The 14,411-nt window shown below is 71.3% G+C and carries 9 protein-coding genes; 1 reads left to right on the top strand and 8 read right to left on the bottom strand.

Going from position 1 to position 14,411, the window contains the following annotated elements:
* Positions 1-42: 42 nt before the first annotated feature.
* The 4 genes from OG912_RS06085 to OG912_RS06100 form a co-directional block, all read right to left on the bottom strand.
* The gene (locus OG912_RS06085; protein WP_327708516.1) at positions 43-2,028 is read right to left on the bottom strand and encodes an IucA/IucC family protein; all 1,986 of its coding nucleotides are present in this window, start codon (positions 2,026-2,028) and stop codon (positions 43-45) included.
* A 60-nt stretch (positions 2,029-2,088) separates the two neighbouring features.
* Positions 2,089-2,826, bottom strand: a complete 738-nt coding sequence (locus OG912_RS06090; RefSeq protein ID WP_327708517.1) for a GNAT family N-acetyltransferase — start codon at positions 2,824-2,826, stop codon at positions 2,089-2,091.
* A 154-nt stretch (positions 2,827-2,980) separates the two neighbouring features.
* Positions 2,981-4,909: an IucA/IucC family protein gene (locus OG912_RS06095; protein WP_327708518.1), complete on the bottom strand. Its 1,929-nt coding sequence runs from the start codon at positions 4,907-4,909 to the stop codon at positions 2,981-2,983.
* 29 nt (positions 4,910-4,938) lie between these two features.
* A complete protein-coding gene (locus OG912_RS06100) occupies positions 4,939-6,318 on the bottom strand; it encodes a diaminobutyrate--2-oxoglutarate transaminase family protein (RefSeq protein ID WP_327708519.1) in 1,380 nt (459 codons plus the stop codon).
* A gap of 394 nt (positions 6,319-6,712) precedes the next feature.
* On the opposite strand from OG912_RS06100, the gene OG912_RS06105 reads away from it, so the two are divergent.
* A complete protein-coding gene (locus OG912_RS06105; RefSeq protein ID WP_326739265.1) occupies positions 6,713-7,942 on the top strand; it encodes a trypsin-like serine peptidase in 1,230 nt (409 codons plus the stop codon).
* A 61-nt stretch (positions 7,943-8,003) separates the two neighbouring features.
* On the opposite strand, the gene hflX is transcribed toward OG912_RS06105, so the two are convergent.
* From hflX to dapF, 4 genes are all read right to left on the bottom strand, one after another.
* Complete coding sequence (gene hflX, locus OG912_RS06110) at positions 8,004-9,524, bottom strand: GTPase HflX (protein WP_326739264.1); 1,521 nt, start codon at positions 9,522-9,524, stop codon at positions 8,004-8,006.
* 143 nt (positions 9,525-9,667) lie between these two features.
* Complete coding sequence (locus OG912_RS06115; RefSeq protein ID WP_327708520.1) at positions 9,668-11,122, bottom strand: M1 family metallopeptidase; 1,455 nt, start codon at positions 11,120-11,122, stop codon at positions 9,668-9,670.
* Between the two features lie 94 nt (positions 11,123-11,216).
* Complete coding sequence (locus tag OG912_RS06120) at positions 11,217-13,346, bottom strand: RelA/SpoT family protein (RefSeq protein ID WP_327708521.1); 2,130 nt, start codon at positions 13,344-13,346, stop codon at positions 11,217-11,219.
* A 140-nt stretch (positions 13,347-13,486) separates the two neighbouring features.
* Positions 13,487-14,359, bottom strand: a complete 873-nt coding sequence (dapF, locus tag OG912_RS06125) for a diaminopimelate epimerase (protein ID WP_327708522.1) — start codon at positions 14,357-14,359, stop codon at positions 13,487-13,489.
* Positions 14,360-14,411: the final 52 nt, after the last annotated feature.

Consider the following 14,411-nt stretch of genomic DNA (forward strand, 5'->3'; position numbering starts at 1 on the left):
CAGCCTACGGGGCGCCGCTGACAACAACGGTCACTCCCGGACTCAGGCGGAGAGGTGGAGCGGATTGGCCACCGTGCCGTGGACTGCGGCGTGCGGGCGCTCGGGCCGGTCGCGGTAGCCGTCCAGGTGCAGGCGGTTGCGGTTCAGACAGAGGCGTTCGATGCGGGGCGTCAGCATGTCGAACATCTCGAACCGCTCCTTCAGCTCCGGGAACCGGGCGTGGTGGCGCAGGATCTCCGCCCGGACGAGTGACCAGAATTCGCTCTCCGGGACACCGAGCTGTTCCTCGCAGAGCGGTGACAGGAAGCGGAAGACGCCGGTGAAGAGACCGGAGTGGATGAACTGGGTGAGGAAGGCGGGTTCCTCGGTGAGCAGGACACTCCGCACGTCCTGCGGCATCGTGTCGTGCTCGGGCAGCGGGCGGGCGCTGACGTTCACGTCGTCGACGAAGTCCTTGATCGCCAGGCGTACCGGGACGTCGTGGTCGTCGAAGACGACGATGGCGTTCTCACCGTGCGGGGAGAAGACGGTGCCGTAGCGGTACAGGAAGTGCAGCAGCGGCGGGAGCAGGGCGGCGAAGAGCCGGGTGAGCCAGGCGGTGGGCGTCAGCCCGGAGCGGGCGACCAGCTCGGCGGTGAAGGCGCGGCCCTGCGGATCGGTGTGCAGGAGCGAGGCGAGGGTGCGGGCCCGCTCACCGGGGGCGAGGCGCGGCAGGAGGGGCTCGCGCCAGATCGCTCCGAGGATCTCCTTGAACTGGTACGGCGTCTCCGGGAGGTGGTCGTAGAGCGGATGCTCGACCGTGACCGAGGCGACTTCGCCGAGGAGGATGACGCCGCAGGTGTCGCGCAGGAACGGATCGTTGTCCCGCATCCCCTGCACCCAGCTGGTGACGGCGGGGGCGGCGAGGGTCCGTTCGGTCGGCAGGCCCCGCCAGACCAGCGTGTTGAGGATGGACAGCGGGAGCTTGACCGTGTGCCGGTCGGGCCGTGCCAGGTTGGCGAAGGTGCGAATGGACTGCTGCGGCAGCCGCAGGTCCGGGTCGGCGTGCAGGGGGACGATGTCGCCGGCGGCGATGGCCGGGGCGAACAGGGGAACGATCCACTCGTCCCACTGCCAGGGGTGGACGGGCAGACAGTAGTAGCTGTCCGGGTCCAGGCCCCGGCCGCGCAGCGTGGCGGCGAAGGACGCGCGGACGGCGGGGTCCAGCTCCTGGGCGTAGAGCTGACCGGCGTCGGCGAGCGCACCCACACCCCGGTAGGCGGCGATCCGGGAGGAGACGGCGATCCACGGCAGCGTGACCGGTGTGCGGGCCTCGGGGGTGAAGCGGGCCGCGTCGGTGGCGGAGAAGCCGAGTCGCCCCTTGTTGGCGACGATCCAGGGATGGCCCGTCTGGTGGCCCTCCAGTTCGGCGTAGTCGAGATCGGCCAGCTCTGCGGCGCCGAGTGCGCCGTGGTCGAGGCGGGCGTCGGCGGTGAGCGTGGTGGTGAGCTCGCGGACGAGATGGCCGAGGGTGGCACCGTCCAGCCTGAGAAGGCGGCGGGCGCGGGCGAGGAACAGCAGCGGATCGCGGAAGGGGACGCTGCCCGCGACCTGGTCCGGCGCCGGCGCCGCTGTCCCCGCCTTGCTGCCGGACCCGGCGGTTGCTGCGGCCTCCGTCGCCAAGCTGTCCACCGCGCGGGCGGTCGCTTCGGCCTCCGTCACCGCGCCGTCCACCGCGCGGGCGGTCGCATCCGCCTCCGTCGCCGCGCTGCTCGCCTCGCGGATCGAGTCGGGGGCGACGCGCCAGCTGCCGTAGACCCCCCGCCGGGCGGTGAAGCTCAGGCTGCCGCCGTCGTCGAGCACGAGGGTGTACGTATCGCCCCCGGCGGTTCGTGGAACGGGCTGGACTACTTCCTCGTAGGCGAATTCGCCGAGCATCTTGGCGAGCAGCCGGGCGGCGGCCCGGTCCCAGACCGCCCGGTTCAGTTCCGGGGTGCTGAGCAGCGCCGGCGACTGGGCTGCGTCACGGCTCACGGGATATTTCGGCACGGGGACTCCTCGGGAGGGAACCGGCGGGGTTCGAGCGGTGCGGGCGGGGCAGCGGAAAGTTCACAGCTGGTCACGGTGGGCTCGGTCGCGGACCATCAGCGCGGCCCGCTTGTCCGGGAGTTCGACCTCGGCGGAGTAGCGGAATCCGGCGCCCAGGAAGGCGGAGACTGACGGGGTGTTGCGCAGGTCGGGCTCGGCGACGACCCGTGTGCACCGGGGGCGGTTGTCGAGAACGAGCTCGGAGACGGCCCGCAGGAGGGTGGTCCCGATCCCGTGGCCCCGCTGGTCCGCGTCACCGATGAGGAGATGGATCCCGGTGTCGTGCGGCCGGACCCCGCAGTGACGGGCCAGGGGGTCGAGGTCGGCCCGGTAGATCTCCCAGTAGCTCATCGGGACACCCGAGAGCACGCCCAGACAAGGCACGCTGCGTCCGTCGCCGTCGAGTTGGGGCGTCAGGTGCCCGGCGGTGACGGTCTCGGCTCCGGCGAGTTCCCAGAAGGCCGCGACGGCGGGGTCGTTCATCCAGCGGCTGATCAACGCGAGATCGCGTTCCAGGCGCACGGGGACGAGCTGGAACACTCCGGCCCGGGTCGTGACGGGCTTCCACTCCGCCGGACGGTCGAGCAGACCGGCGTTCCGCGGTCCGCCCTGCGGTCCGCACCGGGGCCCGGGGGCCTCCTCCCCCAGGAGCGCGAGCAGTTCGTCGGTGAGCCGCAGCTCCAGTGTGTCCTCGGCACCCGGCCCGGCCTCGGGAGCGGGGCAGGGTCTGTGGTGGGTGGGCGCATCGGCGGGAGGCACGGTGGCGCTCTCCTCTCTCGTCGCTCGGCGTCCAAGGCCGGGACAGGTTCGGCGCTCGGCGTCCGGGACGGGACGGGTTCGTCGGCCGGGACGCCGGCCGGGACGTTCAACGGTCGGCGTCCCGGCCGGCACGGGGTGGGGTGGGGTGGGTTCCTCAGCCGCACAGGGGGTTGGCGATGGTGACGTACACGGACTGGGTGTCCACCGGTCCGACGAGTTCGTCGAGGCCGCGCAGGCGCGTCAGCATGTTGGCCTTGCAGCGCAGGCGGGGGGTTTCCAACAGCTGTGCGGGGAGCGGGGATCCCAGTGCGGTCGCCGATCCCAGGAAGCGCCGGAAGGCGGCGAGGAGCACCTGCTCGTCGGCGAGCTGCTGGGCGCCGAACGCCCCGATCAGTCCGAACACGTTGTTGATGCCGAGGTAGTACGCGAAGCGTTCGTCGGTGACGGCGTCGGAGACGAAGGTGTCGCTGACCGATCCGATGCCGGGGAGCCTGCGGTCGAGAGAGGCGCGGTGTGAGTCACGGAAGTAGTAGCCCTGATTGTCGCGGTAACGGCCGCCGACCGGCCAGCCCTCGGCATCGAGCAGGACCAGGGTGTTCTGCTGATGGGCTTCGAGGGCGACCCCCGCGTGGCCGTCGAGCCAGAGCACCGGCTGCACCACCCGGTCCAGGTAGCGCAGGAACCACTCGGCGGCGACGGCGGTCGTGGTCCGGCCGGTGGCAGCGCCGAGCCGGCACACGATGTCGGCCAGGCGGGACCGCATGCCCGCCCGGTCCGGCCAGGGCCGCGGCGCGGTGAGCCCGGCGATGCAGACCGCGTCGTCGTACCGGTCGAAGGGGTTGTGGCGCAGCATGACATCGAGGCCCTGGATGTGTTCGCCCTCGGGGCTGTCCACCGCGAGCCACGCGGGGTCCCGGACGATGTCGAATCCGGGATGGACCGCGTGCCACTGTCGGGCGAGGCCGCTGCGCAGCAGCCGGTGGACCTCCACGCCGCGGTGGAGTTCCTTGCGGAGGTTCTCCCGGCGGGAGTTGGTGATGCGTACGCCGAGGGAGAGCTTCAGCATGAGGTCGACGCCGGGCCGTTGCACGGTGCGGACCGAGGAGGTGGGGTGCCAGTGCTCGCCGTACGGGCCCAGGTCGTGCAGCAGGCCGGAGTCGGTCAGGGCGGCGACTTCGGGCCGCGTCGCCAGTTCACGGGCCTGCCAGGGGTGGAGCGGGATCGGTGTCGTGTGCGCGGGGAGGCACAGGCCCTCGGCGTGGCGGGCCACCAGTTCCGCGGCCGGGACCGGGCGGCCGTGGTCGGTCCAGGCGGAGTCGGTGGCCAGTACGGACCGGTCGACGGCCATCCAGTGGAGCGGGAAGGAGCCGTGCGACTCGGGTGAGTAGAGGCGGGACTCCGCGTCGGAGAGGCCTTCCCTGCTCTTGGGCGAGGGGTGGAACGGGTGGCCGAGGAGGAGTGACTGTTCCGCGGTGAGGAAGAGGTCCGCCTCGGCGGGCGCGGCGGGCCGGCGCCGTTGTCCGTCGATGAATCCGGCGGTCCGCCGCACCGAGTCGGCCACCCTGGCCACCATGTCGGCGCCCTCGTTGTGGTCGGCCTCGCGGCCCAGGAGGGCGGCGACGGTGACGGCGTCGGCGGTCGGGGCATCCTCGGGGGCCTGTTCCAGGCGGGGCGGACCGAAACGGTGCCAACCGGTGGCGGACCAGTGGCGGACGGGGACGAGCAGGGCGTTGCCGCTCGCGGGGAGCGGGATGCGGAGGGTGTTCCCCTCCGGGCGGGGCAGGTCGCATTCGCGGGCCCAGCAGCGCAGCAGGTTCTCGATGCCCGCCACGTCGGCGGCGCGGAGCGGGTCGGGATGGTCCAGTGGATCGGGGTGGGCCGGCGGGTCGAGGTCGTCCAGCGGGGCGGGTGCCGGTGCGGGGCAGGCGGTCGCGGTCCGGTGGGCGTGCCACTGACCGTGCGGCACCTCCTTCTGGCGCGGCACGGTCGACGCTTCCACGGCGAGGTGGCCGGGGGTCCCGGCCTCTCCCCGGTGGTGGCTTGAGGGAGGGCCGTCGGCCTCGGGCGCGGGGGTGGGGTTCACGGCGGTCTTTCCTGTGATGGTTTCCGGGGTCAGCGGATCGACCCGGTCGCGGTCCGTCGGTGCGGTGAGCGTTCGGCAGCTGCCAGGGCGTCGGCAAGGCGGTCGACGACCGCTGTCGCCTGTTCGTCGGTGAGCGTGAGGGGCGGGAGCAGGCGTACGACCGTGGAGTGACGGCCGCCGAGTTCAACGATGAGCCCGCGGCGCAGGCACTCCTGCTGGACGGTCCTGGCGAGGACGGGATCCGGCGGTGCCTCGCCGCCCGCGCCCACCGGGGCGGCCTCGGGGTCGACGATTTCCACGCCGATCATCAGTCCCCGCCCGCGGACGTCGCCGATGCACGGGTGCCGGGAGGCCAGCGACCGCAGGCTCGTCAGCATCCGGGCGCCGAGGGCGGCGGCCCGATCGGCGAGCCGGTTCTCCCGCACATAGGCGAGGGTGGCGGTGCCGGCGGCCATGGCGAGCTGGTTGCCGCGGAAGGTACCGGCGTGGGCGCCCGGCTGCCAGGTGTCGAGCTCGGAGCGGTAGACGATCACGGCGAGCGGGAGGGAGCCTCCGATGGCCTTGGACAGCACCATCACGTCCGGCACGATGCCGCTGTGCTCGACGGCCCAGAAGGCACCGGTCCGGCCGACTCCGGTCTGGACCTCGTCGGCGATCAGGGGGATGGACCTGGCTGCGGTGATCTCCCGCATCCGGCGCATCCAGCCGTCCGGGGCGGGGTTGACGCCGCCTTCGCCCTGGACCGGTTCCAGGATCATGCCCGCCGGTGCGGGTGTTCCGCTCTTGGGGTCGTCCAGCACGCTCTCGGTCCAGCGCGCGGCAAGTTCCGCACCGTGCTCGCCGCCGGTACCGAAGGGGCAGCGGTAGTCCTGCGGGAACGGAAGCCGGGTCACCCGTACGTCCTCTGCGCCCCCCGAAGCGGCGAGGGCGCCCGCCGTCATGCCGTGGTACGCGCCGGTGAAGGCGAGCAGACCGCTGCGGCCGGTGGCGGCGCGGACCAGGGTGAACGCCGCCTCGACCGCGTCGGTGCCGGCCGGCCCGCAGAACTGGATCCGGGCGTTGTCGGCGAACTCCCGTGGCAGGGTGGCGAACAGCTCCGTGGTGAAGGCGTCCTTGACCGGCGTGGCCAGATCAAGCACATGCAGCGGTGCACCCGAGTCGATGACCTTCTTGATCGCCTCCAGGACGACCGGATGATTGTGCCCGAGAGCCAGCGTCCCGGCTCCGGACAGGCAGTCGAGGTAGCGCCGCCCGTCCGCTCCCTCGATGGTCAGTCCGCGCGCCCGTACCGGCACGATCGGCAGCGAACGCGCATAGGTGCGGGCGGCCGATTCACGCAGCGCCTGGCGGCGCAGGATGCCCTCGTGCGGCGCGAGCGGTGGTGCCGGAGCTGGTTCGGTCACGGCCACGGCTGTTGATCCTCCCGCTGTAACAGTTGCGTTGCACGTCAGCACGATTCCGCAAGGACGGACTGCGGGGGTGAACGCTGTCTCCGTGTCCCCCGTATGTACCAACGACGCCGGGCGCGGGGGATCACGGGTAAATCCGAAGATCCTTACGGGCCGGAACCAGGGCCCTGCCGCACGCCGTCCACAGCTGCACCGGCATAGTGGGGGACCGCGCCGTGGCTCCGGGACACCCTCCCGGCCACTGTGGCATGCCCGCAAAGGCGCACGGACCGCCGCTCGTTGGAGCCGGCCCGTGTGCCGTACAGCAGTGCAGAAGTACAACAGCGCAGAAGCAGAGCGCTGCAGAAGTGCAGTACAGAAGTGTTGGGTTACGAAGTCCCAGGGGGATCACCAGATGCGACTCATTCGACCAGGATTCACCGCACGCCGTGAGGGAAGCGCTCGCCGCTTCCCCTCCCCCGTGCTTGCCGCCGCGGCGGTCACCGCCGTCCTCGCCCTCACCGCGACGGCCTGCGGGCCGAGCGAGGACGATGCGAGCACCGAGCCGAGCAGCAGTTCCGCGGGCCAGACGTCGGACGGCAAGATCACCATTCCGGATGATCTGAAGGACCGGCTCAAGGAACACGGGATCGACCTCGACCAGTGGAAGGGCGGCGAGTGGAAGAACTGGGACAAGGACAAGTGGCTGCGTGAGGCCAAGGACTACATCAACCCGATCATCGAGGGCCTCTGGGACCCGGACCGGATGCGGGACGCCGACAAGGCGCCCGAGCAGCCGGTCGACAACGACATCTCCGGCGACGAGGGCGTGACGGACCCGACACCCGCTCCGGTCAGGGCCGTTGGCGTGCAGACGCCGTACCACGACAACGCCGCCGAGTCGGGGAAGCTGTTCTTCGACGGCCCCGAGGGCTCGATGGTCTGCTCGGCGACCGTGGTGAAGGACCCGGCGCACCCCGGCAAGTCCAACATGGTGTGGACCGCGGGCCACTGCGTGCACGCGGGCAAGAAGGGCGGCTGGTACCGCAACATCGCCTTCGTGCCGTCGTACAACAACAGCGGCCTGTCGACCGACGAACTCCGGAACAACCCGCCCAAGGAGAAGGTCGCCCCGTACGGCGTGTGGTGGGGCTCGTGGGCGCAGACCTCCGAGCAGTGGATCGACCAGGGCGCCTCGGCCGGCGGCCTGGGTGCCCCGTACGACTTCGCCGTGCTGCACGTGACGCCGGAGAAGGGCTCGACCGGGAAGTCCCTGGAGGAGACGGTCGGTTCGGCGCTGCCGGTCGACTTCAACGCCCCGGCCGTACCCAAGATCGCGGACATGACGGCCACCGGCTTCCCGGCCGCTCCGCCCTACGACGGCCAGAAGCTCTTCCAGTGCAAGGACAAGCCGGGCCGGCTCTCGCTCACCAGGGACGACCCGACGATGTACCGCCTCGGCTGCACGATGACCGGCGGTTCCTCCGGTGGCGGCTGGGTCGCGACGGGCCAGGACGGCAAGCCCGCACTGGTCTCGAACACCTCCATCGGCCCGGTGACGGCCGGCTGGCTGGCCGGACCGCGCCTCGGCAAGGAGGCCAAGGGCGTCTACGACTCGGTCAGCGAGAAGTACGCGGGGCAGTAGAACAGACACGGACGGCCCGCTCCCCCGAAGGGGAGCGGGCCGTCCGTCTGTGTATCCGCGGTCAGTGCACGGCGGGTACGAACACGGCAAGGTCCGAAGCAAGCTCCTCGTGCACCCGCGCCTTGAGCAACGTGCCCTCCGCCGTGTGCTCCTCGGAGATCACCTCGCCCTCGGCGTGCACGCGGGAGACGAGTCCGCCCTGGGTGTACGGCACGAGCGCCTCGATCTCGACCGACGGCCTCGGCAGCTCCCTGTCGATGAGCGCGAGCAGTTCGTCGATACCGGCGCCGGTCCGTGCCGACACCGCGATCGCGTGCTTCTCGTTGCGCAGGAGCCGCTGGAGGACCAGCGGGTCGGCCGCGTCCGCCTTGTTGATCACCACGATCTCGGGCACGTCCAGCGCACCCACCTCGCGGATCACCTCGCGCACCGCGGCGAGCTGCTCCTCCGGCACCGGGTGCGAGCCGTCCACCACGTGCAGGATGAGATCGGACTCGCCGACCTCCTCCATGGTGGAGCGGAACGCCTCGACCAGGTGGTGCGGCAGATGCCGTACGAACCCGACGGTGTCGGCGAGCGTGTAGATCCGCCCGCTCGGTGTCTCGGCCCGGCGCACGGTCGGGTCCAGGGTGGCGAACAGTGCGTTCTCCACCAGCACACCCGCGCCGGTCAGCCGGTTGAGCAGCGAGGACTTGCCCGCGTTGGTGTAGCCCGCGATGGCGACCGAGGGCACCTTGTTGCGCTTGCGTTCCTGGCGCTTGATCTCGCGGCCGGTCTTCATCTCCGCGATCTCCCGGCGCATCTTCGCCATCTTCTCGCGGATCCGTCGCCGGTCGGTCTCGATCTTGGTCTCACCGGGACCACGGGTCGCCATGCCGCCACCGCCGCTGGAACCGCCGCCGCCCATCTGACGGGAGAGCGACTGACCCCAGCCGCGCAGACGCGGCAGCATGTACTGCATCTGTGCCAGCGAGACCTGCGCCTTGCCCTCACGGGACTTGGCGTGCTGCGCGAAGATGTCGAGGATCAGGGCGGTCCTGTCGACCACCTTGACCTTGACGACGTCTTCGAGGTGAATCAGCTGGCCGGGGCTGAGCTCACCGTCGCACACGACGGTGTCGGCCCCTGTTTCGAGAACGATGTCGCGCAGCTCGAGTGCCTTGCCGGAACCGATGTAGGTGGCCGGGTCGGGCTTGTCGCGGCGCTGGAAGACGGCGTCGAGCACCTGGGCTCCGGCCGTCTCGGCGAGTGCCGCGAGCTCTGCGAGGGAAATCTCCGCGTCGTGCACGGTGCCCGAGGTCCAGACACCGACCAGCACCACGCGCTCCAGGCGCAGCTGCCGGTACTCGACCTCGGTGACGTCCTCGAGCTCGGTGGAGAGTCCCGCCACACGCCGCAGCGCGGCACGGTCGGAGCGGTCCAGCTGGTCGCCGTCCCGCGCTCCGTCGATCTCGTGGCTCCAGGCGACGTCCTCTTCCATCAGGGCGTCCGCCCGAAGGCTTTCGGTGAGGCTCTCGGTGACGTTCTCCGTGGCACTCTGCGCGTCCTGCGCGTCCTGGGGAAGGGAAGAAGAGGAGGTCATTGGATCCTTACGTCGGTAGAAGTCGGTTACATCAGTCACAACGCGTGACCTCCCGGGATCATTCCCACGGGGGAATTCTCCGGTTCCGGCCGCCGCGGCGACTCGTCGATAGTGGCATGGCGGGACCGGCCCGTCACGCGGGTTTACCGTTGCCGCGCCGGTGTCGTGCTGCGCCAGTCCGGATGCCCCGGCATGGGCGGCGTCTTCTTCCCGTACAGCCATCCGTCGAAGAACGCGGTCAGGTCGCGTCCGGCCACCCGGGACGCCAGAGCGGTGAAGTCGGCCGTGGCGGCGTTGGAGTCGCGGTGCTTCCTCACCCAGAGCCTCTCCAGCCGGTCGAAGTCGCCCTTGCCGATCTCCTGGCGGAGCGCGTAGAGGACCAGTGCGCTTCCGTCGTACACCACCGGCCGGAACAGGCTGATCTTCTCGCCCGGTGCCGGCGCGGCGGGGCGGGCCGGCGGACCGCCCTCGGCGCGCCAGCCGTCCGAGCGGCTGTAGGCGTCACGCATCCGACGCTCCAACGGCTTGTCGGCGTGGTCCTCGGCGTAGCGCGCCTCGTACCAGCTGGCGTGCCCCTCGTTGAGCCAGAGATCGGACCAGGTCCGCGGTGAGACGCTGTCGCCGAACCACTGGTGGGCGAGCTCGTGGACCATGACCGAGTCGACGTACCACTCGGGGAAGCCGTCGTCGGTGAACAGCCGGCGCTCGAAGAGGGAGAGGGTCTGGGTCTCCAGCTCGAACCCGGTCTCGGTGTCGGCGACGAGTACGCCGTAGTTCTCGAACGGATAGCGACCGACCTGCTGTTCCATCCATGCCAGCTGGCCGGGGGTCTTCTTCAGCCAGGGTTCGAGCCTCTCCCGGTCGGCGGCCGGCACGACGTCGCGCACGGGCAGTCCGTGCGGACCGGTGCGCTCGACGACGGTGGACCGCCCGATGCTGACCTGGGCCAGTTCGGTGGCCATGGGGTGGTCGGTGCGGTAGGTCCAGGTGGTGCGGTCGCCCTGTCTGATCCGCCCGGTGCGCAGGCCGTTGGCCACCACCGTCAGATCCTGCGGGGCGGTGACGCGGAAGGTGAAGTACGCCTTGTCGGCGGGGTGGTCGTTGCTGGGGAAGACCCGGTGGCCGGCGTCGGCCTGGTTGGCCATGGCGAGCCCGTCGGCGGTCCGCACCCAGCCCCCGCTGTCCTGGTCGCCCGCGGGGTCGCTGGTGTGGTGGACGGTGATGCGCAGGGGCACTCCGGCCGGGAGGCTGCCCGGTGGCTCGATGATCAGGTCCTCGTCCTGGGTCGTGAAGTCGGCGCGCAGACCGTTGACTTCGACGGAGCGCACGGTGCCGCGGGTGAAGTCGAGATTGATCCGGTCCAGCGGCTCGGTCGTGCGCGCGTCGATCGTGGTGACGGCGTCCAGCGGTTCGCTGTTGCGGCCTTCGTAGCTGAGGCCGATGTCGTACGCGAGTACGTCGTATCCGGGGTTGCCCAGATACGGAAAGAGCGGGTCCCCGATGCCGAGGGGCACCGGTGCGGGCAGGGTTGCGGCAACGAGGGTGGCCGATGCGGTGGCCAGCAGGGCGGCCCGCAGACGGCGGGAGAGGAACGGCATGGACTACGGCTACCAGCGCCGCCCTGCCATGACGGGACGGCGCGCGCCGCGCCACCCGAACGAGATCCGCCGTCGCGGATGGTGCGCACCCGGGTCAGAGCGCGGCGGCCGGCTGCTGGGCGCGGCTCACGTCGTACACCCCCGGTACGTCACGCATGGCGCGCATCAGCGCGGGCAGTCCGGCGGCATCGGGGAGTTGCAGGGTGTACGTGTGGCGCACGCGCTGTTCGCTGGGGGGTTCGACGGTGGCGGAGATGACGGCCGCGTCCGCGCCGGCGATCGCCTCGGTGAGGTCGGCGAGCAGCCGGGGCCGCCCGAAGGACTCCGCGACCAGGGTCACCCGGCATTCGGCCGCATCGCCCCAGCTCACGACGACCGGCACCCGGCCGACGGCTGCCATCCTGGCCACGACGGGACACTCCAGCCGGTGCACGGTGACGGCGCCGCCGCGCACCGTGAATCCGGTGACGTCGTCGGGGGGTACGGGGGTGCAGCAGCCCGCGAGCCGCACGGTGGTGTCGGGCCGCTCGACCACCGCGCTCACCGGCCGGCCGGCCGCACCGGCGGATCCCGGCCGTGCGGGCCGGGGGGACCGGGCCGGCTGCGGGCCGGGCCTGCGGCCGTCGGGCGGGTTTCCGGCGGCGGCTTCCGGGTCCTGTGGATGGGCGTCGAGCCAGCCGGTGATGGCGATGCGGGCGGTGGGCGTCGTCACGTGGTCGAGCCAGTCGGGCGAGGGCCCGGACGCGGCGTCCTCGGCGAGGAGCGGCTGGACGGTGTCGCCGTCGCCGAGCACGGTGCTGAGTGTGGCCAGCCGGCCGTTCACCCTGGCCCCGATACAGCTGTGTGCGGCGTCCCCGTACTGTGCGTAGGCGGCGTCGACGCAGGTGGCGCCCACGGGCAGGCCGAGCGTGCCGCCGTCGGTGCGGAAGACGGTGATCTCGCGGTCCTGGGCGAGATCGGCGCGCAGGGTGGTCCAGAAGGTGTCGGGGTCGGGGGCGGACTGCTGCCACTGGAGGAGTCGGGAGAGCCAGCCGGGGCGGGTCGGGTCGGCCCGTTCGCCGTCGGCGGGTTCGGTGCTCGGTGCCGTGCCGTCCGCGGCGTAGGGATTGCCGAGCGCGATGACGCCGGCCTCGGCGACCTTGTGCATGCGGTGGGTGCGGATGAGGACTTCGGCGACCTCGCCGTCCGGGCCCACCACCGCGGTGTGCAGCGACTGGTACAGGTTGAACTTGGGTGAGGCGATGAAGTCCTTGAACTCGGAGATCACCGGGGTGAAACAGGTGTGGAGCTCGCCGAGGACCGCATAGCAGTCGGCGTCCTCGCCCACGAGCACCAGCAGGCGTCCGAAGTCGCTGCCGCGCAGTTCGCCGCGTTTGATCCGGACGCGGTGCACGGAGACGAAGTGGCGTGGCCTGACGGCCACTTCGGCGGTGATGTCGGCTTCCCTGAGGACCGCGGCCACGTTGCCCGCGATGGCGGTGAGCGGGTCGGCGGCGGTCGCGGCGGAGATCACGGCGCGGGTGTGCGCGTACTCCTCGGGGTGGAGGATGGCGAAGACGAGGTCCTCCAGCTCCGTCTTGAGCGCCTGGACACCGAGCCGTTCGGCGAGCGGGATCAGGACGTCGCGGGTGACCTTGGCGATCCTGGCCTGCTTCTCGGGGCGCATCACGCCGAGCGTGCGCATGTTGTGCAGCCGGTCGGCGAGCTTGATCGACATCACCCGGACGTCGTCGCCGGTGGCGACGAGCATCTTGCGGAAGGTCTCCGGCTCGGCGGCGGCCCCGTAGTCGACCTTCTCCAGTTTGGTCACGCCGTCGACGAGGTAACAGACCTCCTCACCGAACTGCTCCCGCACCTGGTCGAGGGTCACCTCGGTGTCTTCGACCGTGTCATGGAGAAGGGACGCGGTCAGGGTGGTGGTCTCGGCGCCGAGCTCGGCGAGGATGAGGGTGACCGCGAGCGGGTGCGTGATGTACGGCTCGCCGCTCTTGCGCATCTGTCCACGGTGCGAGCTCTCCGCGAGGACGTAGGCCCGGTGCAGCACGGCGAGATCGGCGTCGGGATGGTGGGCCCGGTGAGCCTCGGCGACATGGCCGATGGCGTCCGGCAGCCGGTCCCGGGAGACCGGGCCGAGCAGGGCGACCCGGCCGAGCCTGCGGAGGTCGATCCGGGGACGGCCCCGCCTGCGGATGGGAGCACCTGGGTTGGTGGCCTCTGCGCTCATGGGGCACCTCCGGCAACGTCGACCGGCGGTGGGAAGGTGCGGTCGCGCCTCCGGGCCGGTGCTTGATGCTACCGACCCCACCACGTGGCGGAGTCCGGCTCTCGCCCAGCGTGAAACGGATCACCCATTCGAGCGAAGCTCTATGACGTGAGCGTGTCGAGCCAGACGGGATCGATCATGCCCTCGGCGACGATCACGGCCGCTCCGGTCATCTCGATCTCTCCGTCCGGATGCTCGGTGATCACCAGGGTGCCGCCCGGAAGATCGACGGTGTACGTGACCGGAGCCCCGGTCTCCGCCGGGTCCGCAGCGTCCCGTCGTGCCGCGGCGACGGCCACGGCGCAGGCGCCGGTGCCGCAGGAGCGGGTCTCGCCCGAGCCCCGCTCGTGGACCCGCATCGCGACGTGCCGAGGCCCGCGGTCCACGACGAACTCGATGTTGACCCCGTCGGGGTAGACAGCGGCGGGCGCGAAGGACGGCTCGCGGAACAGATCCCCGGCGTGGGCCAGGTCGTCGACGAACGCGATCGCGTGCGGATTGCCCATGTTCACGTTGCGGGCGTCCCAGCTGCGGCCTCCGACGGTGACGGTGACGCCGTCGGCGGGAAGCAGGGCGCGGCCCATCGAGACGGTCACGTCGCCGTTCTTGGCGAGGTGCACCTTCTTCACGCCGCCGCGAGTGGCGACCGCGAGGTCGCCCTCCTCCACGGCACCGGCGCGCTGGAGGTAGCGGGCGAAGACGCGCACGCCGTTGCCGCACATCTCGGCGATGGATCCGTCGGCGTTGCGGTAGTCCATGAACCACTCGGCCTCGTCGGCCATGGCCTGCGCCTCGGGGTGCGCGGCGGACCGCACGACGTGCAGCAGTCCGTCACCGCCGATGCCGGCGCGACGGTCGCACAGCCCGGCGACGAGGGACACGGGCAGGTCGAGGGCGTTGTCCGGGTCGGGAACGATCACGAAGTCGTTCTCGGTGCCGTGGCCCTTGAGGAAGGCGATCTGCGAGGTGGTCACAGGACAACTGTACGAGCCCACGCCGACAGCTCGGAGAACCGGCCCGCCGGAA

The organism is Streptomyces sp. NBC_00464 (assembly GCF_036013915.1).
GTDB lineage: Bacteria > Actinomycetota > Actinomycetes > Streptomycetales > Streptomycetaceae > Streptomyces.

Excerpts from the sequence above, each read along its gene's own strand:
- OG912_RS06105 (WP_326739265.1), top strand. The coding sequence starts at position 6,713 with ATGCGACTCATTCGACCAGGATTCACCGCACGCCGTGAGGGAAGCGCT.
- hflX (WP_326739264.1), bottom strand. The coding sequence starts at position 9,524 with ATGACCTCCTCTTCTTCCCTTCCCCAGGACGCGCAGGACGCGCAGAGT.
- OG912_RS06115 (WP_327708520.1), bottom strand. The coding sequence starts at position 11,122 with ATGCCGTTCCTCTCCCGCCGTCTGCGGGCCGCCCTGCTGGCCACCGCA.
- OG912_RS06120 (WP_327708521.1), bottom strand. The coding sequence starts at position 13,346 with ATGAGCGCAGAGGCCACCAACCCAGGTGCTCCCATCCGCAGGCGGGGC.